General features: G+C 61.3%; 18 protein-coding genes and 1 pseudogene. 9 read left to right on the top strand and 10 right to left on the bottom strand.

Annotated features, from left to right (window positions below; genetic code table 11):
* Positions 1-421 precede the first annotated feature (421 nt).
* The 4 genes from QZ613_RS11475 to mobI all read right to left on the bottom strand — a co-directional run bounded on the left by QZ613_RS11475 (position 422) and on the right by mobI (position 3630).
* Positions 422-1642, bottom strand: a complete 1221-nt coding sequence (locus QZ613_RS11475; protein WP_291982525.1) for a saccharopine dehydrogenase NADP-binding domain-containing protein — start codon at positions 1640-1642, stop codon at positions 422-424.
* A gap of 616 nt (positions 1643-2258) precedes the next feature.
* Positions 2259-2570, bottom strand: a complete 312-nt coding sequence (locus tag QZ613_RS11470; protein ID WP_291982523.1) for an H-NS histone family protein — start codon at positions 2568-2570, stop codon at positions 2259-2261.
* Between the two features lie 281 nt (positions 2571-2851).
* On the bottom strand, positions 2852-3142 hold the full coding sequence (locus QZ613_RS11465) for a hypothetical protein (RefSeq protein ID WP_291982520.1): 291 nt from the start codon (positions 3140-3142) through the stop codon (positions 2852-2854).
* A complete protein-coding gene (gene mobI / locus QZ613_RS11460; protein WP_291982518.1) occupies positions 3139-3630 on the bottom strand; it encodes a conjugative transfer protein MobI(A/C) in 492 nt (163 codons plus the stop codon). The genes QZ613_RS11465 and mobI overlap by 4 nt, the downstream gene beginning before the upstream one ends.
* Before the next feature lie 888 nt (positions 3631-4518).
* Here mobI and QZ613_RS11455 point away from each other — a divergent pair.
* From QZ613_RS11455 to QZ613_RS11445, 3 genes are all read left to right on the top strand, one after another.
* The gene (locus tag QZ613_RS11455; protein ID WP_291982516.1) at positions 4519-5238 is read left to right on the top strand and encodes a response regulator; all 720 of its coding nucleotides are present in this window, start codon (positions 4519-4521) and stop codon (positions 5236-5238) included.
* A gap of 75 nt (positions 5239-5313) precedes the next feature.
* Positions 5314-7389, top strand: coding sequence for a HAMP domain-containing sensor histidine kinase (locus QZ613_RS11450; protein WP_291982514.1), 2076 nt, complete (start codon positions 5314-5316; stop codon positions 7387-7389).
* Positions 7390-7640: 251 nt separating this feature from the next.
* Entirely contained in the window at positions 7641-8138 is a 498-nt protein-coding gene (locus tag QZ613_RS11445; RefSeq protein ID WP_291982512.1) for a helix-turn-helix domain-containing protein, read from the top strand.
* A 261-nt stretch (positions 8139-8399) separates the two neighbouring features.
* Here the strand turns inward: QZ613_RS11445 and QZ613_RS11440 are convergent, their stop codons facing one another.
* Both QZ613_RS11440 and QZ613_RS11435 read right to left on the bottom strand, forming a co-directional pair.
* Positions 8400-9839, bottom strand: a complete 1440-nt coding sequence (locus QZ613_RS11440) for a hypothetical protein (RefSeq protein WP_291982510.1) — start codon at positions 9837-9839, stop codon at positions 8400-8402.
* Positions 9836-11119: an SPFH domain-containing protein gene (locus QZ613_RS11435; protein ID WP_291982508.1), complete on the bottom strand. Its 1284-nt coding sequence runs from the start codon at positions 11117-11119 to the stop codon at positions 9836-9838. Before QZ613_RS11435 ends, QZ613_RS11440 begins: the two co-directional genes overlap by 4 nt.
* 500 nt (positions 11120-11619) lie before the next feature.
* Between QZ613_RS11435 and QZ613_RS11430 the strand changes: the two genes are divergently transcribed.
* Both QZ613_RS11430 and QZ613_RS11425 read left to right on the top strand, forming a co-directional pair.
* The gene (locus QZ613_RS11430; protein WP_291982506.1) at positions 11620-12594 is read left to right on the top strand and encodes a ParM/StbA family protein; all 975 of its coding nucleotides are present in this window, start codon (positions 11620-11622) and stop codon (positions 12592-12594) included.
* A gap of 1 nt (position 12595) precedes the next feature.
* The gene (locus QZ613_RS11425) at positions 12596-12850 is read left to right on the top strand and encodes a hypothetical protein (protein ID WP_291982504.1); all 255 of its coding nucleotides are present in this window, start codon (positions 12596-12598) and stop codon (positions 12848-12850) included.
* Positions 12851-13261: 411 nt separating this feature from the next.
* Here QZ613_RS11425 and QZ613_RS11420 read toward each other — a convergent pair whose 3' ends face one another.
* Together QZ613_RS11420 and QZ613_RS11415 are read right to left on the bottom strand one after the other, a co-directional pair.
* Positions 13262-14140: a restriction endonuclease gene (locus tag QZ613_RS11420; RefSeq protein WP_291982502.1), complete on the bottom strand. Its 879-nt coding sequence runs from the start codon at positions 14138-14140 to the stop codon at positions 13262-13264.
* Between the two features lie 602 nt (positions 14141-14742).
* Positions 14743-15432, bottom strand: a pseudogene (locus QZ613_RS11415) (transposase); the annotation flags it as partial.
* Between the two features lie 454 nt (positions 15433-15886).
* Here QZ613_RS11415 and QZ613_RS11410 point away from each other — a divergent pair.
* Genes QZ613_RS11410 through QZ613_RS11400 form a run of 3 tightly spaced genes read left to right on the top strand, consistent with a single transcriptional unit; the run spans position 15887 to position 19254 of the window.
* On the top strand, positions 15887-16546 hold the full coding sequence (locus tag QZ613_RS11410) for a VWA domain-containing protein (RefSeq protein WP_291982500.1): 660 nt from the start codon (positions 15887-15889) through the stop codon (positions 16544-16546).
* Entirely contained in the window at positions 16543-17304 is a 762-nt protein-coding gene (locus QZ613_RS11405; RefSeq protein WP_291982499.1) for a PP2C family serine/threonine-protein phosphatase, read from the top strand. The genes QZ613_RS11410 and QZ613_RS11405 overlap by 4 nt, the downstream gene beginning before the upstream one ends.
* Before the next feature lie 9 nt (positions 17305-17313).
* Positions 17314-19254, top strand: coding sequence for a helix-hairpin-helix domain-containing protein (locus QZ613_RS11400; RefSeq protein WP_291982497.1), 1941 nt, complete (start codon positions 17314-17316; stop codon positions 19252-19254).
* A gap of 968 nt (positions 19255-20222) precedes the next feature.
* On the opposite strand, the gene QZ613_RS11395 is transcribed toward QZ613_RS11400, so the two are convergent.
* Together QZ613_RS11395 and QZ613_RS11390 are read right to left on the bottom strand one after the other, a co-directional pair.
* The gene (locus QZ613_RS11395; protein WP_291982495.1) at positions 20223-20714 is read right to left on the bottom strand and encodes a FlhC family transcriptional regulator; all 492 of its coding nucleotides are present in this window, start codon (positions 20712-20714) and stop codon (positions 20223-20225) included.
* A 5-nt stretch (positions 20715-20719) separates the two neighbouring features.
* Positions 20720-20992: a hypothetical protein gene (locus QZ613_RS11390; RefSeq protein ID WP_043569162.1), complete on the bottom strand. Its 273-nt coding sequence runs from the start codon at positions 20990-20992 to the stop codon at positions 20720-20722.
* Between the two features lie 80 nt (positions 20993-21072).
* On the opposite strand from QZ613_RS11390, the gene QZ613_RS11385 reads away from it, so the two are divergent.
* Positions 21073-21717, top strand: coding sequence for a LexA family transcriptional regulator (locus tag QZ613_RS11385; protein WP_291982493.1), 645 nt, complete (start codon positions 21073-21075; stop codon positions 21715-21717).
* Positions 21718-21823: the final 106 nt, after the last annotated feature.

Below are 21823 nucleotides of genomic sequence, written 5' to 3'. Positions count from 1 at the left end.
CATCAAACTGACGTTGCCGTCCAGACCCGGCTTGACGCTCTTATCGACCCGATGTTCGGCATCGATTTCACGCCAACACAGCAGGGCAAGGGCGGCGCGAGCACACGACCATCGCAGCCGTGCCAGGCTCTGGCGGTCGGCCTCTTCGACGCACAAGCTGGCTTCAAGCCCGAAGCAACCACCCTGCCCCCACCTAGCCATCGTCTCGGCGTCTTGCACGTCCTATTCACGGAAGCGATGCGGGTTTAGGGCTCGTTGCGGTCTCGGGCGACCTGGCTCGATCGCTGATCAGGCTGCGATGCCATCGCGCATTGCGTGGGGATTTCTGCATTGCGTTCATGTTACCCGGCAGCCTCGGCTGCCCGGCACGGCATGCACATGCTGAAGCTCGACCAGTGCAACCATCGCGCGCAATGCGCCCTCAGTCCTCAATCGTAAACTGGAGCCCGGCGCTCGCCTGCAGGCGGCGTACGAGGGCCATGCCCATTGCCGCACCGGACGTCCAGACGCCACCGCCCGTCATCGCCCCGTCGACATCCTGCACGAGGCAGAGTGCACTCTCGCTGATCATCTTCGAGGTCGAACCATAGCCGGGGTCGCGGTCGCCGATTACGTGGGCGCGCAACAGGGCGCCTTCCGTCGTCTCGCCGATGAAGAGGATCTCGTAGCGGCCGTTCTCGCGTGCCTGCGCATCTGGGCCTTCGCCAGGCTTGGGCAGCGCAAAGCGGCGCAGCAGGGCGCGGGTCGGCGCCATCGCGAGCAGCAGGTTCTGCACCCGCGACAGGCGCACCAGGCGGCGGGCGCGCGCATCGCCCTTGGCGCCATCGCCGGTCAGCATGCGTTCGTCGTACACGAAGTCGCGCCCCCAGGGATGGCCGAGCAATGCGTTCGTGCGGTGCACGTTCTTGGTGTTGATCGGCGCCATCACGAAGGGTCCGGTCCAGGATTGCGCGCGCTCGTCGTAGCTCGCCGATTCGCCTTCCGGCTGCGCCGGGCCGCTGAACCCGGGCGTCAGCGCAAAGGGGTCGGCCATCGTGCGCGCCACAGAAGGGTCACGTCGCATCTGCTCGATGGTGGCAAGCAGGCTAGCGATGGTGCCACCTGACGGCCCACCCTTGAGCACCCGCACGCGTCCTCGCACGCGCGACAGGGGACGGCCGAAGCGGCGCAGTGCCTCGTCTTGCAGGAACAGCACACCGAGATCGAAGGGGATCGAATCGAAGCCGCAGGAGAAGACGATACGGGCGCCGCTCTGAGCGGCCATCGGCTGCAGACGGGGGATCATCTTCGCCATCCAGGCCGGCTCGCCACACAGGTCGACATAGTCAGTGCCAGCCCGCGCGCAAGCGAGCACCAGCGTTTCGCCATGGAGTTGGTACGGGCCGACGGTGGTCAGGATCACACGGGTGCGCGCCGCCAGGGCGGCCAGCGCGTCGACATCCGAAGCATCCGCGGTGAGCAGAGGCAGAGTGGCGCGCGCCCCGATGGCATCGCGCACCCTCGCGAGCTTGGCGGCATCTCGCCCGGCGAGGGCCCAACGCAGCTCACCTGCAGCACCGTAGGTCGCTTGCAGATACTCGGCCACTAGGTGCCCAGTGAAGCCGGTGGCGCCGAAAACAATGAGATCGAAGCTTCGTTCCATTCAGTATCCTCGCACAAAGCCTGCGCCGCCAACTGCCGGAACTGCTGCGTAGCCGTCGTTCAGGCAGCTTGGGAGGGCGCAACGGCGACAAGTGGGAACAAGCTCAGGCCGCCAACAGGGCCACGACGACAAGTCCGGCGCGCTTCAGCACGGCATTCTCGGGGGGCCCGGTATGCGATGCTGATACAGCACCGGTAGCGAAGGCTCTCCGCCGTTCGGCTTCCCAGCGAGTAGGATGATGCATTGCGAGCCTTTGGTGGCAAGCGGGACGCTTCCTACGTTCCGGCGAGGTGTTCTTCGTCCGTTTCCGTGCCATGACGTCTTCGAAATCGTCAGCGTTCTCGCCGAGTGCGTCTCGCTACTGTGCTGTCAGAAATGCTCCCCGAGCCTTACTCAGATGATCCTGGTTCGCTTGAGAAGTCGAGATTTGGTTTTGTACTTATTGACGACCGCCGGCAGTTCGGTTGAAATGCTGCCCCCCATGCCACGCAATACGATCGACGTTCTACCGAGCCGTTCGTGGCTGCTGCGCGAAAGTGAGGATTCTCACCATGGAGGCTTCTGCGCAGCAAACGACGAAACGCTATCCACGAAGCGATCACACGAATCCATTGAACTACTTATTCAGCAAAAAGTGCTCCATCCGGTGACCTGCTTCAACCAGCGCCTTGAACACATTCGGAAGCTTCCCGCGACCGCTCCAGGTCACTGTTCTGTCGGGCGTGATGTATTTGGCTTTGACGGGGGTGCGAGTTTTCTTGGTCCCTGCAGCGCCTGCACCAAAACCACACTGGGCCGCAGTCAAGTCATAATCCTGGATAATGCCCTTCACCCGATGAATCGCTTCTGCCACTTCAGTTCTACGGGCTTCGTCGATCCGTTGATTAAGTTCGTCGCGTTGGGCAATCAGTTCCTGGTAGTTCGGCATGGAATCTCCTGAGAGGTTTTGCTGGTTGAAGTAAAACGCCGAGAAGGCGCCACTTATAGGATTTTAATCGAGTGCGGGCTGATTCGATACGATAGACACCTATCTGAACCAAATAGCCCAGGTCAGTTCAATGAATTGACCCGGACGAAATTCGATGGATCACACCCCCAAGGATATTGCATTGACGACCTTGGCCCGGCTTCGCCGCTCCCACCTCGCGCTGATTGCGCCACTGGACCACAAACCGGTCGCTCACTATCGCCGTCCGCACCGCAAGAAAGTCAGTTGACAACTTCGACCTGCACCCATTTGAAGATCAGCCCCTGGTCGCTTTCCACGCACCGGGCGACCAGCAAGATCGGCCCGTTGGGCACCAGCGTGACCGCCTCCTTGTTTTTCACGGCAGCGGCCCATCCGCCATGAAGCCCCTGCCCTTGCTCGCGCTCGGCATCCTCGATGCGTTGGCAAACGTCGGCGAGGGAAATCTCCGTTAGCGTGATGTCCGCGGGCAGCGAGGCCAGCATCTCGAGATCGAACTGGTCGGTCACCAGATAGCGAGGGGGCTTGTTCATGACGCGTACTCCTTCCGCTCGTCCTGCGACTGCGTCGGCACCTTCGCAAACCGCTCCAGGCGCCCCAGCGTCACGAGCAGGTCGGCAAGGTAATGCGCTTGACGACGATACTCGCTGGCCTCGCTCTCTACGGCAGTGACCAGGTCATCGTCCCACCCCGAGGTGTGTCGAAGCAGGTCCTCCAGGCGGTAGCCGAATACTTGTGCATCCCGACGCCGACTGCTGTTGCGCTTCGGAATGTACGTTCGGCGTGCCTCGCGACCTTGCGCCTTCCTGCCGTACCAATTGACCAGGTACCACTCGATGGAGAGCGCATTGCCCCGCTGCCGAACCCGGAACTGCAACGTGTTCTTCTGACTCCAGTCCTTGCCGGTGTTCGCCTCCATGACTTCCTGCAGGTAGCGATTACCCAGGTCTCTGGCCTGCTCGAACACGTCCTTCAGCTGAGCTTGCAGCAGTGCTCGTACGTCCCTGATCCGGTCTTCCATCGGTAGTCCGTGCCCCCTCTTAAAGATAAGGATTCGTCACCCCACCAATCCTTATGAGAAATCGGCCAAAACGCCGACACCCGGATAGCGCAAAATCCTCGTTGTGACCGAAGCCAAGCGCCCTTCCCGGTCACCAAGGACGGCCATTTCGCCTATTTGGCCGGCTTCCAGGCCTCTCAGGACGTCCCCCGAGGGATAATTCCAGGCCAGTGAGCAGGCTTTTTCTTCCATAAGGCTGCAGCCCAACCAATCCTTATGTAATAGGGCATGGTGGGTGCAATCGTAGGCACCAGCCGCCTCCCCTTGCGGCCGAGATGCGTCCTTCCCGGTCGCATTTCGAACCTGACAGTAAACACGCTCGCTTCGCATGCGGCCAGGTGCTCTGGCGGTGCACAGATCGTGGTAAAAAATGCTCAAAACCCCCGACGTATCGCTGCAGGGTTCCTGCGGTACCACTGCCAAGTTTTCCTGCCCCATCCCGAACGCGCTGATCAACGATAGGGGCCCTCTGCCGGTCAGAGACTCGGTAACGGCCGGCGTTGCCGGGATGTAAAGCGGGATGAAGACGAGATTCCTCAGACGATCCGACATGGTGGCTCCCTTCCCTGTCATGCGTTTCCGTGGCGTGGGTTCTTGACCCTCTTGCGGCGCCATGATCCAGCTGCCCGCCGTTTGCTCATGGCCCCCATGGTGCCGGACATGCGATGGAGGATTCCATGCCGCCACCGGGCGACTTCGGTCGTCAGCCCAACCCGTTTCTTCCGCAACATTCGCGTTTCTTCCGACGCGTGAACAAACCGTCACACGTGTGAAGAAACCTTCACACGACGGCGGTGCTTTCTCCATCAAAAATAGCGATACTTCTGGAAAACAGGATCGGAGCGCCCCATGTTCAAAGTGGCCGTCATCGAAGACGACATTCCCACCAGTAATAAACTCAGGGAATGGATTCTCTCCGCGCACGCGGACATCACCGTGGAGCAGTGGTTAACCCGCGACGATGCGGAAGCGGCCCTGGCCCGCGAGCTATACGGCTTGGTGGTGCTGGATATCGAACTGGGGCGGGATCGTCACGCGGGTGTTGCGATCATCAACGCCATCAACAAGCGCGCCAGCGGTACACCAGTGCTGGTGGTATCGGCGATGCCCGCCACCATTTACCGCGGCATCATGAAGGCACTGGATGCCTGGGATTATTTGCAGAAGGCCACCTTCGAGGAAGCCGAGTTCATCGATACCTTCCTGGAAATCCTGCGCGCGGTCCGACAGCGTGAAAGCGTCAAGCCGCCCTTGGCTGCCAGCGACGAACTCTCTATGGATCCCCTGCGGCAAAGCACGCCCCTGTGGCGGGGACAACGAATCAACCTGCCACTGACCGCCCAGCGCATCCTCGCTGCGCTCTACGAGAAACGGGGCGAAGTGGTCTCTTACGAAGAACTGTCTCAGGTGGTCAAGAGCGGCCGAAGTCGGGACAACATCCGTAAACACATCAGCAGCATCCGCGAGGCTTTCCGCGAACTGGACGAGGCGTTCGACCGTATCGAGAACATCCCCATGCGCGGCTTCCGATGGTCCGACCCGATCTCCACCGGCGCAAGCGACCGGTAAGCGGGCGATGGACAGCAGGATATTCTTCGGCAGCAACCTGGCGCATCGCTACGCCTCTTCGGTGAGGTCGCCGGAATGAAACCGCTGGCCTGGCTGGCGTCGTTCCGGCTGCGCATCCTCTTTCGGACTTCCTTCCTGCTGCTTGCGCTGGCCGTAGTGGCCATGGCGGTTGCGGTCTTGCAGGAGGAAAAGCAGCGCAGTTACGACAACTATCAAACGAGCTTCGCCAAGACCAAGGAACAGATCGTCGCCCGCCTGCGCCACCCAGCTGGGCAGTTGGCACTGCTCAACCCGCCGCGCGGCGACGGTCCCGTGACACCGCTACGCCCGGTGATGCTGCCCTTCTCGGCCATCGACTTCGACGATCAGGGCAAGGTCCGCCATGCTGTAGAAATGGCCGGTTGCCTGGTCCAGTACAAGAACTACGGCAGCCTGTGCGTGGCGATTGCCAACAACCCCTGGGCCGGCGGCTTCATCTATGCGGCAGGCACTTTCGTCAGCAGCAAGCTGGTGCCTCACCGCATCGGCAACGAGTTCCTGGATGGCGCTCACCGCCTGCGAGTGGTGGTCAGCCTGCGCGGAGACACGTACCGCTGGATCGCGCCCTTCGAAGTCCCGAGCCACGAGCGTCGGCGATCGTCGGGGATGCGGGGGCGTTTCACGGGCTACGTGGAACTGGACGACCCAGACTACACCGGCGAGATGCCGGTGAAGGAATTTCGCGGCTGGGTATGGCAGAGCGGCCGGTGCCTCGACGCCACCAAGGAGAGCGACGAGGACTGCGAGAAGAAATCGTTCTTCTCGCTACGCTTGCCGATCGAGGCGCTGCGCGACGCGCTCTTCCAGCCGGAAAAGCCCCAGTGGCCGCCGCCGGACCTCGACCAGTTCGAGGTTCAAGTCGAAGTGCTCCCCCCCGGCGACGGCCCGGCCGTTTTCGACAGCAACGAGGATGGTGCCATCCCGCCCTTTTCCCTCAACGACCTGACAGGCCTTCTTCTGCCCGGCGAAACCCTGACGATTCAGAAGGCCGACCGCGGTGAGCCTACCAATCTGGTCCAACTGCATGGCAAGGACGAAGTCCTGGAGGAGCCTTCGCCACTACTCACCCGCCTGATTCGCAAATTGCCGGTGGAACGTTACGACGCCCCGGTCGAACTCACCGACGAGGTGGTGACGCCCATGGGCAGCTATCAAATTCTGTTCCACGGGGATGCCCGCAGTGTGAACAAGATCCTGAGCGCCGTCGCCTCGCGCGTTTCCTGGTTTGTCGGTGCCATGCTGCTGGCCATCGCGCTGGCGTGGCTGGTTATCGAGACCGGCGTCGTCCGGCGCATATCCCGTCTCACTCGACGTTCCAGCGAACTCTCCAGGAGCGTGAAGGCCATCGGCGGCCTCCAGCGCTTCGATCTGGCGGATCTCCGCGGCAGCGACGAGCTGGGCATCCTCGCCAACTGCCTCAACGACCTGCTGCGCCGGGTGAAGGAAGACGCCGAGCGAGAAAGGATACGCGCCGAGCAGGAACGGGACATGTGGCACGCCGTTGGTCACGAAATCATGTCGCCGCTTCAATCGCTCATGGTGCTGCATGGCCACGCCGACGACCCCAGCTGCCGCTACATCAATCGCATGCAGCAGGCGGTGCGTGTGCTCTACGGCAACGCCAGTCCGAGCGAAGCGTTTCAGTCCTCGGCCTTGCAGGTGCAGGCGATCGACATTGCCAAGCTTCTGCGAAATGTCGCTGACAACGCCGGTTTTGTCGACGTGCGTTGCGCCGCTGCGTACCAACCGGTGTGGGTACGCGCCGACGAGTTCCCCCTCGAAGACGTCTTCTCGCACATCCTCAAGAACGCGGATCGCTACCGTCAGCCTGGCACGCCGATCACCCTCACCCTGGAGAGCACGGAGACCACGGCGACGGTGATCATTCACAATGTCGGCCAGCCGATTGCTGAGGATTTCCTGGACAAGATCTTCGAGTACGGCGTCTCCGAGCACGCGGAAGCCGGCGCCAACGGTAACCGCGGCCAGGGTCTCTTCGTCGCCAAGACGTACATGGCCAAGATGGGCGGGACGATCACCGTTCGCAACGTGGACGATGGCGTGAGTTTCTTGCTGACGCTGCAGCGAATGCGGGTTGGAGGGACTCAGTAAGGTCCGCCAACGGGTTCCAGGCAGGCGATCGCGTTCGTCTGCCACATACCACCGCAGCGCTAATATAGAGCCGAGAATCCAGCACCGGCCTTGACCGATCATCCCGGACGGCGATGATCAAGGCGCTTGCGAGTGCATAATTCGTGAAAAGAAATGCAGGACACGAACAACCGGCGGCCCTCGCCTCGACTGCACCCGGCCCGGTCCTCTGGCTTCCCGGCCTCAAAAGCGCCGGTTTTGAAAGGAGCGACATGAGCAAGACCAATGGGGAGCCACCGCCGGATGGAACGGCGTCTGAACAGGGCAACGACCGACCGTCAATCCCTGCAGTCGAATCGGGCGCGCTTGCAGCCCGTTTGAAGGTGCTCATCAGACCGGGGTCGGTAGCCTCTTTTGCCAAGCGATGTGGCCTCGCGGAATCCGTCCTCCGGGCGTACATCAGCGATGGGCGAATGCCCTCGCTGGACAAGGCTCTGGCCATTGCCACCGCTGGGGGCGTCACCCTTGAGTGGCTCGCGACAGGACGCAGCCGGCGCGCCACTACCCAAGTCCTCGCGGCCAGCATCACGGCCTCTGGCAGCCCCGGCGATGCTGAAGGACTACAAACCCCTACACTCGACCCCGTCGTACTCGAAGGCATCCTGAAGGCCGTCCTCGAAGCCCAGGGCGATCGCGCGACACCGGAACACCTTGCCGCCTTGACCGTCGATCTGTATCAACGCGCCATGATTCTTGACCAGCCGGAATAGACGCCCCGGGCCTTTCGGCCCGAGGTTATCCGCAACCCGCGCCCTTTCGCCGATGAGCGGAGAGTCTCCTCCCGCTTCCGGCAAGGGAAGGGTCATCGCCCCTCAACAGAACGAACGCCGTTTGGCGTGACGAACACGACTCAAGCCTGCCGACGGGCAGCAGGCGATGGACCGCGACCCGTTCGTTCGCGATCCATCGCCTGGAGGAGTATGTCGAGGAAGACTCCCCGCAGCTTCGATGCGAGTCGCCTCCAGGAAACGTCAGCGAATGCTCACTGTCCCCGCCTTCCACGCCGGAGACTGCCCCCGGTAGAAGACAGACAGCGACGAAGGCTTGTCGGCCCAGCGTTCGACCTCCAGGCTGGACAGGTTCAGCAACTCGAAGCTGATCTTGTAGCGGCCGTCCACCTTCGCCTCACGAGCGGCGAGCATCTTCGTGCGGCCCGGCACCCATCCGGCGAACTCAACGTAGCCAAGTTCGGGTGTATCGGTCGCCGGCGGTACGACATCGAGGATCCAGCCCGTCGGTTCCTGGCGAAAGACCCACATCTCGCGCCAGGTGTCCAGCGGCTGCACGGCCACGGTCAGGGCGGCACCCTCGGGGTGGGCGACGGCCGATGCCGACCAGACGATGCCGTAGGTACAGCGCTTGAGAAGCGGGTTCTTCACGTCGTGTCGCGCATCGACCAGATGAACGCAGGTCTCGCCTGGCTCACCGGGAGTGGTGACGATCCCGAGACCGACCGACGCCTTGATCGGGTCGAGCGGGAGCCCGGGCTCGGTAGCCCAGCGCGAAGCGCCCACACGAATCGCGGCGTCGCTGTAGGTCGCGGCATCGCTTTCCGCCAACTCGTGTTGGTTGATCGCTGCCAGTTCGTTCACCGCGCGGTTGCCTGCCTCGGCCACGGCCGCTGTGCCGAGTTCGAGCCGTCTCGCCCGTTGCCAGGCGAGACTTGCCCACACCCCGGCCTTGCGCAAGTGCAGGCGGTTCTTGAGGACGTCCGGGAGCTGGGACGTTTCGACCCGGTCCAGTACTTCGGCCCGCCAGTTGTCGAGGGCGAACCGCTCGACCGGCGTCAGCCTCGGTGAAACGCAATCGTGACGAGTGAGCGCCAGCGCCGCCAGGGCTTTCTGCAGATCGCTCGCCGGCAGCGCGAGGACACGGCGGAAGGCGTCGCCGTCGTAGCAGAGCTGGACTTGATCGTCGCGCTCGACGCTGACCATGGTCACGCCGTAAGCGGCGGCGACTTCGAGATGTTCGCCAACGGCGCTGTCGGGTCTCTTTGCCCGGCGCGAGCTGGCGCTTCGGGCGAGACGTTCGGCGAAGGTGCCGAGCGCGTCGAACACTTCGCCATCGATGGCTGCCGCCGGCGCTGTCTTGAGATAGGCGGCGGCATAGCTGATGCCCAGGGCTTCCGCCCCGGGGGTATCGCGCAGGAAACGGACCACGGCAAGCAGTTCGGGCGCGTTTTCCGGTTTCAGCGACTGCGGCCGAACCTGGCTCGCGCGGACGTAGCCGGCACGTTCCCGGCGATGGTCGTAGACCTGCAGGTAATCGCCCTTGGCGCCACGGATTTCCAGGCTGTCACCCTGCCACAGCACGGCATGCTGGGCGGCGCTTTCCCTCGGGGCGGCACGCAGGCCGGCCTGATCCTGGGTGACGATAGCGATGATGGTGAGTGCGGTAGCCAGCATGGTCATTGCCCTCCCTCGGAACTATCCTCCGCTGCGCGACCGTCCGGCGCCCCATAGCGTCCTGATGGCGCAGGCGTCACTCGGCCGCTACCGAGCAGGGCGGCACCGATAAAGCCGCCGTCGCGGGGTGGTGGCGCGATGATCACCGAAATCTTGTCGGAGAGTTTGTCGGCCATAGTTTTCTGGATCAGCAGCGGATGCTTGTCGATCAGCGCGCCGTCACGCGCCAGCTGTTCGCTGGCGACCTTTCCCATGCGCTCCTGCCGATACGCTTCGGCGTCGGCCAGCTTCCGGCGTGAATCGGCCTCGCCCGCCGCCTCGATGCGACGCGCCTGGGCGCTGGCTTCGGCGCGCTTGATGCGGGTCAGCTTCTCGGCCTCGGCTTCGAGCCCGCGTTGCTCGATCTCTTTCTGCTTGAAGGGCAGGACGTGTTTCATCGCTTCGGCCTGCGCCCTGGCGGCGATGATTCGCTCCTGGGCGGCGGCCTCGGCAGCGGTTTCCCGGCGCACCTTCTGGGCCAGGGCTTCCAGTTCGCTTTGCTTGACCTGCTTGTCTTTGAGCTCCAGCGTGTAGCGCATTTTTTCGCTGGCGATTTCTTCGGCGAGCAGGGTTTCCATGCCCGCCCGGTAGTCGCGCGGCAGGTCCACCTTTCCCAGGGTCACCGATTCCAGAACGATCCCGTCGGCCGCCAGGCGGGGTTGCAGTTCGCGTTCGATCGACTCCTGGATGTCCTGGCGTTTGCTCGAGAAAATCTCGCGTACCGTGTAGCGGGACAGGGTCTTGTAGAGCACCCCCTGGACCACCGGCTCGACGATCTCGCCACTGATGTCCTCGGGCAGGTTCCGGGCCACGGCCGCAATCTGTTTCGGGTCAAGCGCATAGCGCACCGAAATGTCGATGCCCAGCGAAAGCCCCTCCACCGACTGGAAAGGCGCCGGCCCGTTGGCTTCGAGTCCATCGATCGGGCGATAGACCTGGTCACGCAGCGAGAAGCGACGCAGCTCGTGCAGATGGGGAATGACGACCGCGGCGCCTTCGTGCACTTCGACCGAATCGCCGGTGAGCTGATTGAGGCGGATGCCGACTTCCCCACGACCGATGCTCTGCACCGGGGGATTCGTGTAGAGGGCGTAACCGCCGGCGGTGAGCACACCGAGCGTGGTGAGACCAAGGGCGTGACGACGGATGGCGCTGCCGCAGCTGACAGCCAGCGAACCGGCACCAGTCGCCGCGCAACCCAGCGCGTTGCGAACGTTTTGAGCGATCTTTGTGAGCTGTTCCGACATGATGTTTCTCCCCACGGGCTGATCTTCGATGAATGGGACGAGTGCCCCGCCGTGGGGTCGGGAAGATCGGTCCGCACCCCGGTTCGGCATGGAATCCATGGTCGTCCAAGTGCCGTGGAGGATTCAAAGGCGACGCGGGGGCAGTTTCGTCACGGGCCGGCGGCTTTTCTACCGGGACGTTCCTATTTCTTCAGGGGTGTGAACAAATCTTCACAACCTGGCCGTGAACGCGCCCGTCAAGCGGGGGGATCTGCGACGTGTGCAGGCGGCTGAAGAGCCCTTCCCTGCCTCGGCGAAATTCGTCCTTCGTGGTCGCTTTTCGAATCCCGCTGGGCCGACCGTTTCCATAGCATCCGGTGCACTGGCGGCGCACTGAGCGCGCGAAGGAACCTTGAACGCTCCTCTTGTGTGCCTGCAGGTTTCCTGCAGTGCGTCTGCCAGGCTTCGCTGCCCACTTCCGGGCACGCTGGGTAATGACGTGACCCAGGAGAAAACCTGACATGACAGTTCTCGGAATCGATATCGGCTATTCCAACCTCAAGTTGGCCTGCGGTGACCCCGGTGGCGAACCCCGAGTTCTGCTGCGACCCGCCGGCGCAGCGCCGGCCGATCGGCTCGGAGAAAAGATTGCCAGCAACGGCGAGGAAGATTTTCTGCGCGTGCTCGTGAACGGGGCACCGTTTGTCGCCGGTCTATCGCCGGATCGTGCCGAGCTCTGGAGTCGCGAGTTGCACGAGGACTACCCGTCGACCGCCTCTTATCGCGCCCTCTTCCATGCCGGGCTTCTGCTTGCCGAATTGGACCAGATCGACCGGCTTGTGACCGGGCTACCGGTCACTCAATATCTCAACCCCGAGTTGCGCGAGCGCTTGGCCGGGCAGATGCGGGGAGAGCACCAGATCACGCCGCGGCGGAAGATCACGGTGAGCGAGGTCAAGGTCGTCCCGCAGCCCGTGGGAGGCTTCGTCGACTACGTCTGGGGATTACCGGATGCCACGGAAATCGAAGACAGCCGGGTGCTGGTGGTCGACCCCGGCTTTTTCTCGGTCGGCTGGGTTCTGATCGGCAACGGCGAACTGCGACGCCAGTCGTGCGGAACGAGCCTGGAGGCGTCTTCGGTGATCCTGGATGAAGCCGTTCGCCTGATCGCGCAGGATTTCGGGGGCAATGTCGGCAGAGAACGTCTTGAGCACACGCTCCGCAAGGGACACCCACAGGTCCGTCTTCTCGGCGAGCGGGTCGAAGTCGCACCCTACCTGAAGAAGGCTGCCGACAAGGTCGGGCCGATCGTCACCACCCGCTTGCGGGAATCGCTGCGTAAGGAGAACGCGAGTGCTGACCTGGTGCTGCTGGTGGGCGGCGGCGCGGGGTTCTTTGAGGAGGCGATCAAGGACGCGTTCCCGCAGCTCAAGGTGTCGACGCCGGAGGCGCCGGTTTTTGCGAACGTGCGCGGGTTCTGGCGGATGGGCGCTTGAGATGTCGTCGCTGCGCATTGTGGTGAAGATCCCGACGGGCACCTACCCGGAGTTGCTTGCCGATCTTGGTACCGTGGCGACACGAGCGCGGGCGGAACGGCTCAGAGTTCTGGCGATGGTCGGCTTGAGGGACTTGCGTCAGGGTTCGTCGCGGGGTCAGGCTTCGGCGAATTTGCAGCACCCGATGGAGGATAACGAAGCCGACGTGAAGAAGTCGGCGACTACGATCATTCGGAAGCTCGCACTGGGGCTGTAACGCCTACGAGCACGAGGCGTTGCGGCGCGATGAGCGGCCCCGAGAAAAGCTCGGTTTGCCGCCTGCGCCCCGCCGGTCCTGTGGTCCGGTAAGCCTTCGAGCGTTGGGAAAGGACGTCGTCCACGCTTCCCAACCGACCCGACGCACCATCTCATTGGTTGCTGGCAACGCCTAATTCTTGGTCGGCGGAGAGTTTCGCTTGGCAGAGGCCGGTCCAGGGCAGATTTCCACAGCTTGTCCACCGCTTCCGCACAGCGCTACCCACAGGTTCTGGGGACAGAAGCCAAGAGTCCCGATTTTGCGCAAAAAACTGCAGCAGATGTCCGCTGCCTGGCTTCGTTGGCCTCAGTCGGAGCCCGGTCTCGTGCTGCATGCCCTCAGAAGGGTGCATCCGCTCACTCCAGAAACGCGCTACTCGATTGTCTTGATCCCACGGCACTTCGGAAAAGCCGTGCATCCCCAGAAGGCCCCTCCTGCGTTCGCTCCCTGTTTCGCAATGCGCTTCAGCATCCTGCCGCCACACCGGGGACAGGTTGGCTCTGCTGCTGGCGTGGCGGTCTGTGCGGATGTCTGCACGCTGGCCGGTACTCGTCCGGCCGACACCGCCATCTCAGGTCGGGCAGCTCGGACTCGTTCGATCATGGCTTTGAGCGCCGGCCCGTCGATGAGCTCGATGTTCTTCCCTGCCACAAACGAGCGTGCATCGGCACTGAAGGTGCCCGAAGTGACAACAAATCCTCCGGTCGCGCCCTGCGATGCCATCACACCAAACAATTCACGTACGACACTGACCGAAACCTTGTAGGCCCGCCACTGCTTGCACTGCACGAGAAAGACCTCGCTGCCTTTCCTCAATTCCAGATCGATGCCGCCATCGGGACCACCGCCGCCGGCTTCGGCCACTGAAAAACCGCGCATCCGGAATGCCTCACCTACGAGCAACTCGAAATCGCTCCAATTCAGGGTGCGCAGGTTCTCGCCGGACTTATCGCCAGCGACATCGCGAACGAGGCCTTCACGTTTACGCCGTCCCAGAAAGGATGCGACAGCTCCGGCCAACAACAACAGCGGAACGATAAACTGGCCGTAGAACGCCAGCGTCTTGGTCATCTGTCCAACGACCATCTCACCAATCTGCCCAGGGGGCACATTGGTCGGCACATCCGCAGACGCATACCTGTGCAGGATCACGTAGGCAAGAAGAGCCAAGATGCTCCCGACCCACCACGGAAGCATCGCCGCAATTCCGAAGATGTCTTCAAAGGCGCTGCTATTCCGTCTTCTTGCCATCACTGATTCCTGTCAGGATTTCTACCCAGTCGATGCAGCCTATCGGCTATCTTCGCATCGTCGCGCGGATGTCAAACGATGCCGCGATTTTGCCTACACCCATTGAAAAACCAGAGAGGCTGAGCTGGGCATACTTCTTGGCAGAATAAACTGCCAACCTCCCCGACATACGGCGATTGAAACCGTTGTAGGTACATCCAGAAACTGTCACGTCGAGGTTTGCAATAGCTGCCGTCACCCCAGGCGTAGCGAGGGCTCTATGTCGTTTCCTGTGGAACGGGCGCTGGTTTTTGCAGTTTGAGGGGGCGGTGATGTCAAGGGCGGACGTAGTCCGGGCGCAGCCGAACCCTTTACATCGCTGCCCGCTCGCTTACGCTTGCTCCGGGCCGAGGAAGGCAGTCTGCCGCCCTCGGCATGGAGGACAATGGCGGCCTTTCCTCCGCAATATGTCGTTTCGTGTGGAACGGACGACGACCGACCTGGTCGGCCCTGCACAATCCGTTTACCAGCCCTGAAACACGACGCCCGGTGCGCGACGCGCATCCCGCCGAGCCTCGTTTTCTGAAATCGCTGCCAGCAGAGCCCGCCACAGCGAGCGCAAAAAAAACCGCCCTCAGGCCCAGGCGAACCATCGCCCGCAACAACCAACGCAGGTTGAAGCCGGTAGCGCACAACACCGTGTGCAGCGCATCGCCGAGTTTCCCGGGTAGCCAGCAGCGATTCATCCGGTGATCCGCCTTCAGATGCCCGATCGTCGGCTCGACCGCCGGTCGGCGCCTGAGGCAGCGACGCTGCTGTTGGGTCAGTGAGCAGTACTTACCGCGGTGAATGATCTCGACGTTCGGATTTTCACGATCGACGCCGCGGTAGCCCAGATCGACGAAGACCTGCTTGGGTGGTTTGCCGGTATCTTCAAGCAGGATACGGGTCTGCTCCAGCTGCGCCGAGAGAACGTGACCGTCGTAAGGGTTGCCGGGGAAGGTCCGGGCGCCGACGACCAGACCACTCTTGTGGGTGACGAGGATGCTGGACTTGACGCCGAATTCGTAGCGCTTGCGCGCCTTGCCTTTGCTGATGCACTCAACTTCGGGGGCATGCAGGGCGTAAAGCTTGTTCTTGTCGTTGATTTGCTGCGTGCGGATGCGTTCGGCGCGCTCGAGCAGCGTGTTCAGACGAGCGATGGCCGTGGCACAGCCCCCGCTGATTGTGCTCAGCTTGCGGCGGACTTCGCGCAAGACGATGCCGAGGATGGTGCGTTGCCGTTTGACGGTACGTCGCAGGCGGCTGAACCTATTTTCCTCACTTGAATCCTCGAAAACTGATGCAAACTCAGTCCTAACCAGGGTTTGCGGCCATTGAGGCCAGCATCGACTGGCAATCGATCCGACATTAAGTTGGGAAACCTTCCGAGATTATCCGTAAGCGCATGAAGCGTGTAAAAAAGCGCTTAGCTAGCGTCCTCGTTTCGTCTATGCAGAACTTACAGCAGTGAAACTGAATCGCCCCTATGTCGATGGGCATACGCAAGCGTGTGGCGCGCCCACCTCTCCGCGTGGAGATCAGGCAGGCAGTTTGATTGGCAACAACTCGTCAATGCGGCGATTGGAGGTCCTGGAAGAGAACCCTGAACTGATGACACTTGATGCGGGCTAGTATATATACTCTCGGCGACACCGTCAGATATCCCCCCCTATCCTTCTCGATACACTTTCATTCACTAGGCGCCACAACTCCTAGGGAGACCCCGTGAGCGAACAAATTTCATTTGAAACCAACGACTTCATTAGCAATCCGGAGCCGCGCTGCCCTTGCGTGCTGCTGTTAGACGTATCGGGTTCGATGAACGGCAAGCCGCTGGACGAACTGAACGCCGGCTTGACGACCTTTAGGGACGAACTCGCTACCGACGCTCTGGCGATGAAGCGGGTCGAAGTTGCCATCGTGACGTTCGGTCCGACCAAGGTCGAAATGCCGTTCACCGGCGCCTCGACATTCTTTCCACCGATGCTGCGTTCGCAGGGCGACACACCAATGGGCGGCGCCATCATGCAAGCGCTGGACCTTGTTCGAGATCGCAAGAGCGACTACAGGTCGAGTGGCATCTCTTACTACCGCCCGTGGATCTTCCTAATCACAGACGGTGCTCCGACCGACTCTTGGCAAGCGGCAGCAGAGACTATTCGAGAAGGAGAGGCTTCAAAACAGTTTGCCTTCTTCGCCATCGGCGTGAGGGGGGCCCGGATGGATATCCTGAAGCAAATCAGTGTTCGAGAGCCACTGTCCCTTGACGGTCTGAAATTTCGCGAGCTGTTCAGCTGGCTCTCCAGTTCGTTGCGCTCCGTGTCCAAGTCCACTCCGGGTACCGAGGTTCCGCTCGCGGCACCGACTGGATGGGCGTCTGTGTGACTTGGCGAGTCGTATCTGCGTCTGAGATTGGCACCTCGCACATTGCCGCTGGCACTACCTGCGACGATAGTTGCTGGGCAGCGGTAGAGGTGACGGCTGAGGGCCAGCCGTTTCTCTCAATGTTCGTGTCGGACGGAGCCGGAAGTGCCTCTCGCGGCGGCGAAGGGGCTGAACTGGCAATTCAGGCGGCAGCTGACTTCATCGCGAACAAGCTCACCCATAAGGAGTTCGGGCTCAGCGACGACCTCGCCGTCGAATGCGTTGTCGCCATCCGCGAGCGCATTTACAGCCGCGCCGAGACAGAAGGGCTCAAGGCGCGGGACTTCGCCTGCACTTTTTTGGGAGTACTCTCCTCGGCCCTCGGAACGTTGGTGATGCAGGTAGGGGACGGCGGTATCGTACTGGATGCCGGAAGTGGGTTGGAGACCGCTATTGTGCCGATGTCTGGCGAGTACGCCAACATGACCCACTTCGTGACGGACGAAGAGGCCGTGACTATACTCGCGACCAAGGCTTACCCGGCTCCCGCAACTCGCGTTGCAGTTTTCAGTGATGGGCTACAGCGTCTCGTGCTGGACATGGTGACGAACAAGCCGCATGAGCCCTTCTTCGCGAAGTTTTTCCAGGTACTTGCCAGTGCGACCGTTGACAAAGAGGATGAGTTGCACTGCGCCTTGGTGCGGTTTCTGGGAAGTCCGTCGGTCAACGAGCGAACGGATGACGACAAGTCACTGGCGATCGCCGTTCTGCTTTCATGACGCTGAGCCATGCCGAAGACGCTCGTAACCGCCAATGGGACACCGATTCAAATCGGCCGTGAGCTTGGCAAAGGCGGCGAGGGCTCGGTCTTCGAGGTACCTGGACGCGCGGAACAGGTGGCCAAGCTCTACCACCGGCTGCCCGACGCGAAGAAACAAGCCAAGCTCAGTTTCATGGCATCGACGGTAGACAAACAGCTTCTAAGCTACGCCGGTTGGCCCCAAGACACGCTTCATTCGGCGCGCGGCGGACCCGTTGTAGGTTTCCTGATGCCGAAAGTGGTGGGGCGAGACCCCGTCCACATGGTCTACAGCCCAGCACATCGACGACAAGAGCGGCCGAAGGCGACGTGGGAATTCCTACTCGTCGTAGCGCGAAACACCGCGGCAGCGTTCGAGACCTTGCACTCGCACGGGCACGTGCTCGGCGACGTGAACCAAGGCAACGTGTTAGTCGGCAGTGACAGCAAAGTTGTGCTCATCGACTGCGACTCGTTCCAGGTGAATGCTCGCGGCACCCTACACCTGTGCGAAGTGGGGGTGTCTCATTTTACGCCGCCGGAGCTTCAAGGGCTCTCGTCGTTCGCAGGGTTCACGCGAACAGCACACCACGATAATTTTGGCTTGGCTCTGCTGATATTCCACTTGCTCTTCGGTGGACGGCACCCGTACTCTGGCGTGCCACTCAGAAGTGGGGTCGGAGATACGCTGGAATCCGACATCAAGGCATATAGATACGCATATGCGCGGGACTCTCACCCCCGAGGCGTCGGGCCGCCACCTCGCTCTATTCCTCTGTCCATCGTCCCAGACGCGATGGAGGCGATGTTTCACCTTGCGTTTACGGAGAAGGGCGCGGCGAGTGGCCGGCCAACGTCCCAGCAGTGGGTCGCCGCTCTGGATGCAGTGCGCGGCCGGCTAAAGCCTTGTGGTGTTTCTTCGATGCACCTGTACCCGGACCACCTTGCAAGGTGCCCATGGTGTGCGCTTGAGCAACAGGGCGCTATATACTTCATCGACCTCGGCGTAACGTACACGGGGACGACCTCGGGTTTTGTCTTGGCGCAAGCTTGGGCAGTCATTGAGTCAGTACAGGCGCCACCACCAGTTAGCGTACCAAGCTTCGACGCCAGCAGGCTGTCTGCTCAGCCCTGTCCTTCCAACATCCCAGGCGAGGGGACCATCACCTTCTATAGGCTCTTGGTCGTCGGCATAGTAATCGCGGTATTGGTCGCAGCACCAAATGGTTGGTTTCTGTGGCTCATCGCTGGATTTTTTGGATGGACTATGGCGGGGTCGGTAGGCTCAAGCGAGCGTACAGCCGAGCGCAATCGCCGAAAGGCCATCCAGCAATCGGCGAAGCAAGACTACGACCAGCTGGTTGTACAAGCCAAGGAAGAGGCTGGCGCCGAAGGCTTTTTGGCAAAGCGGAGCGATCTGCTCAAGCTGCGGGATGAGTACCAATTATTGCCCCAAACTGAAAAGCATGAGCTGGATAAGCTTCACTCGACCGCGCAAGAACGACAGAGGCGGAAGTTCCTGGATGGCTGCTTCATTGATACTGCGAACATCCCGGGTGTCGGTACAGCCCGCAAGGCGGCGCTACGTTCGTTCGGCATCGAAACCGCCGCCGATGTAAGCAGCTCTCGAGTGCTCCAGGTACGCGGCTTTGGCGACGGGCTGACCCGAGCTGTCGTCGACTGGAGGGCTAGTTGCGAGCGCAGGTTCTCCTTTAATCCCGCTAACGCAATATCCGAGGCCGACAAGAATGCCGTGCGCACCAAGTTTGGTGTCCGGAAGGTGGCCCTCGAGGCTAGCCTTAGAGCGGGGTCGCGCGAACTTCAACGGTTCCGACAGCAAGCTACGTCGCGCGCCGCTGCTCTGCAGCCAAAGCTTGAAGAAATGGCGCGGCGGCTGGCGCAGGCGGAGAAAAATCTCACTGTGCTGTAGAGCAGACTGCCCGAGCCAAAGACCGTACCTCGCGGGCAACGGACGGCGATGCCAGCATTTTCGGCACCGAATTCGGAGTATTTCCGCTAGCAGCCTGTCGGACTTAGGAATCTCGGATATGCTATATGCAACTCGTTGATTGAATGTGTGTATTTTTAGAAGTCTCGGCTACTACAACTGCCGTGAGCCAGACTTTTTGGCGGAAATCGCCCCGAAAAATGCACGGCGCATTATTTGGCGACTCCTGCGGATCATGCGATTATTCTAAGTCTATGTTTCTCTAAAGGAAGTGTCTTTTCGGAAAGTCCGACAGGCTGCTAGAGTTCGGGTCTTACCGGCTGCGGACCCGACAACTCTGAACGCTAACAATCGGCAGCCTTCTGGCCGACACCAAGCAGAGATTTCGCGTTGGCGTACCTGGCTGACCCAGAGCACATGCCCGCCCCCCCGTCAGCGCATATTTTTTCTCACGTAATAACAGCAACTTAAAAGTTACGCACTAAAATCTCGAAGTCACGAGGTTTAGAGAGAATTGGCCCGTAAAAACCAGAGAATGACATTTGAGAAATGGCGAGGTCAACAGGTATACACGAAAAACCCCGCGGAACAAGGCGTTCAGCGGGGTGTTCGTTTTTTGTCGCAGAGCTTTGCTGCGACGTTCCTGGCGGGACGCCGGGGATTCGAACTCTTGGTACCGTTTTCCGACGAGATGCCCCGATGCACGCTTCGCCTTCGGTTCATTTGCTGACCCCAAGCAGTGCCGACACCGTCTGAGGACCGGCCCTCCTCCGCTATCGGCCCATTTCGTGGTGACGCCCGAAAACGAGTCCTCTGCTTCCCGACCTGATCGCTGCCTGCCGCCGCGAGGCTAGTGACTGCGCTATGTCTTGCCGAGAGCAGCCCCGGATGCGGAAACCTGGCGCGACCTCACCCTCACCCACCCGACGCTTTACCTTAAAGAGACAGCCTCAGCATCGCGCTCTCGCCAGCCGACAAAACGGGCACGATCGCGCATGCGACACATTCGGCTCGTAGATGTACATGGCCTGACACCGTGCGCAACGCTGCCAGCCGACGATCCTCGATCGCACATCCCTGATCGCGTACCACGCGGCATTGATGTCCAGGCCAGCGCTACCGACACGACCATGCACTTCCCACGCCGACAACAGCATCGCTGCGGTGACCGACCGGCCATCCCCCTCGTCAAGACGGTTGTAGAGAGCGACGAAACTGGAGAGCTTGGCCAGCATCATTGGGTTGGTGATGAAGGGTCTGACAGAGTCCGGCAGCTTCCCGTTGTGCGGACTTTCACCGTGGACCTGCCGCCAGCGCATGCGCAGCGGCTTCGGATGGATGTTCGTCAGGTAATGAACGATCGGCACGCGCAGGCGCAAACGGATCAGCTCGTGGGCCACCCGGCTGTTTTCCAACTCATCAAGGGCAAGCAGCGCCGACATGACCGTTAGAGCAGGGTCGCTTCGGCGTAGGTGCTCTTCGCATCCCTGGGCATCTGCAGCAGCCGCTCAAGCGCCGAGTCCGTCAATCGGAAAGTGTAGAGCGACACGGGGACTGTCTCCGCCAGCTCGTCGATTTCGTCCATGTCGAGCGAGGCCACCTTCTCGATCACGGCACGGGGTAAGCCGGTCATGATCTCTGCCGCCCTTCCCTCCCGCGCCAGCTGGCGCGTGAGCAGCAGGAACTGCCTATTGATTTTGAGTACGTCGCGCTTTTCCATGATAGACAATCAAGAAGTTGCCACATGAACGCATTATATATTACACTTAGAGCATAGCACAACCAAAAAGCGGATGATCTATGATGAAGATCGACTCCACAGCAGCCGCCAGCGGAAACCCGGTGGCAGAAATCCTTGAAGCGCTGATGAGCAAACATCGCCTGACTCAGACCGAGTTGGCCCATCGTTCGGGTGTCTCGCAGCCGGCCATCAACCGGATTCTCAGGGAGCGCTCGAAGGCCAAGAATCCGCGGCAGGACACGCTCGAAAAGCTCGCCGCCGAACTCGGGGTCACGCCGGATCAGTTGGCGGGCCGGAAGCCGATCTCCGCCCACATGCTCGCCAGGGGCGTGGTGCCAGTGTTGAGCTGGGAACAGCTCTTGCCCACCGACTCACCAAACGATCAGGACCAGGGTGCATGGCTGGCTTGCCCCGTCGAACACAGCGACGAGACCTTCGCCCTCCCTGTGCTCGGCGAGGCGATGAACGGAAATGACGGCTACCGCGAAGGCGAGATCCTTTTCGTCGACCCGCGCGTTCCCGCGGCGCACGGTAAGGATGTCGTGGTGCTCCATGGCGAAACCGCTCTCTTCCGACGGCTGGTGCTCACGCCGGAAGGCCGTTTTCTCAAGACGCTCAATCCCAACTGGCCGACACCGATCATGCGTCTGCCAGACGACGCCGTTGTTCGCGGCACGGTGGTCTTCTCCGGTCGGCTTCGCTGATCATTACGTTCGCCGAGCAGTTGTGTAATTAGCAATTACATTCGACCGTTCATCGCCGATCTGCTCCAGACAAAAAAATACCCGCCGAGGTGGCGGGTATTTTTTT

It is taken from the genome of Candidatus Accumulibacter sp. ACC005 (genome assembly GCF_907163215.1).
Classification (GTDB): domain Bacteria; phylum Pseudomonadota; class Gammaproteobacteria; order Burkholderiales; family Rhodocyclaceae; genus Accumulibacter; species Accumulibacter regalis.
The sequence above is the reverse complement of the archived record's forward strand: the minus strand, read 5'-3'. Positions and strand labels throughout refer to the sequence as shown.

What these genes read in the sequence shown, in the direction of transcription:
- QZ613_RS11475 (WP_291982525.1), bottom strand. Translation starts at nt 1,642, where the DNA reads ATGGAACGAAGCTTCGATCTCATTGTTTTCGGCGCCACCGGCTTCACT.
- QZ613_RS11470 (WP_291982523.1), bottom strand. Translation starts at nt 2,570, where the DNA reads ATGCCGAACTACCAGGAACTGATTGCCCAACGCGACGAACTTAATCAA.
- QZ613_RS11465 (WP_291982520.1), bottom strand. Translation starts at nt 3,142, where the DNA reads ATGAACAAGCCCCCTCGCTATCTGGTGACCGACCAGTTCGATCTCGAG.
- mobI (WP_291982518.1), bottom strand. Translation starts at nt 3,630, where the DNA reads ATGGAAGACCGGATCAGGGACGTACGAGCACTGCTGCAAGCTCAGCTG.
- QZ613_RS11455 (WP_291982516.1), top strand. Translation starts at nt 4,519, where the DNA reads ATGTTCAAAGTGGCCGTCATCGAAGACGACATTCCCACCAGTAATAAA.
- QZ613_RS11450 (WP_291982514.1), top strand. Translation starts at nt 5,314, where the DNA reads ATGAAACCGCTGGCCTGGCTGGCGTCGTTCCGGCTGCGCATCCTCTTT.
- QZ613_RS11445 (WP_291982512.1), top strand. Translation starts at nt 7,641, where the DNA reads ATGAGCAAGACCAATGGGGAGCCACCGCCGGATGGAACGGCGTCTGAA.
- QZ613_RS11440 (WP_291982510.1), bottom strand. Translation starts at nt 9,839, where the DNA reads ATGACCATGCTGGCTACCGCACTCACCATCATCGCTATCGTCACCCAG.
- QZ613_RS11435 (WP_291982508.1), bottom strand. Translation starts at nt 11,119, where the DNA reads ATGTCGGAACAGCTCACAAAGATCGCTCAAAACGTTCGCAACGCGCTG.
- QZ613_RS11430 (WP_291982506.1), top strand. Translation starts at nt 11,620, where the DNA reads ATGACAGTTCTCGGAATCGATATCGGCTATTCCAACCTCAAGTTGGCC.
- QZ613_RS11425 (WP_291982504.1), top strand. Translation starts at nt 12,596, where the DNA reads ATGTCGTCGCTGCGCATTGTGGTGAAGATCCCGACGGGCACCTACCCG.
- QZ613_RS11420 (WP_291982502.1), bottom strand. Translation starts at nt 14,140, where the DNA reads ATGGCAAGAAGACGGAATAGCAGCGCCTTTGAAGACATCTTCGGAATT.
- QZ613_RS11400 (WP_291982497.1), top strand. Translation starts at nt 17,314, where the DNA reads ATGCCGAAGACGCTCGTAACCGCCAATGGGACACCGATTCAAATCGGC.
- QZ613_RS11395 (WP_291982495.1), bottom strand. Translation starts at nt 20,714, where the DNA reads ATGTCGGCGCTGCTTGCCCTTGATGAGTTGGAAAACAGCCGGGTGGCC.
- QZ613_RS11390 (WP_043569162.1), bottom strand. Translation starts at nt 20,992, where the DNA reads ATGGAAAAGCGCGACGTACTCAAAATCAATAGGCAGTTCCTGCTGCTC.
- QZ613_RS11385 (WP_291982493.1), top strand. Translation starts at nt 21,073, where the DNA reads ATGATGAAGATCGACTCCACAGCAGCCGCCAGCGGAAACCCGGTGGCA.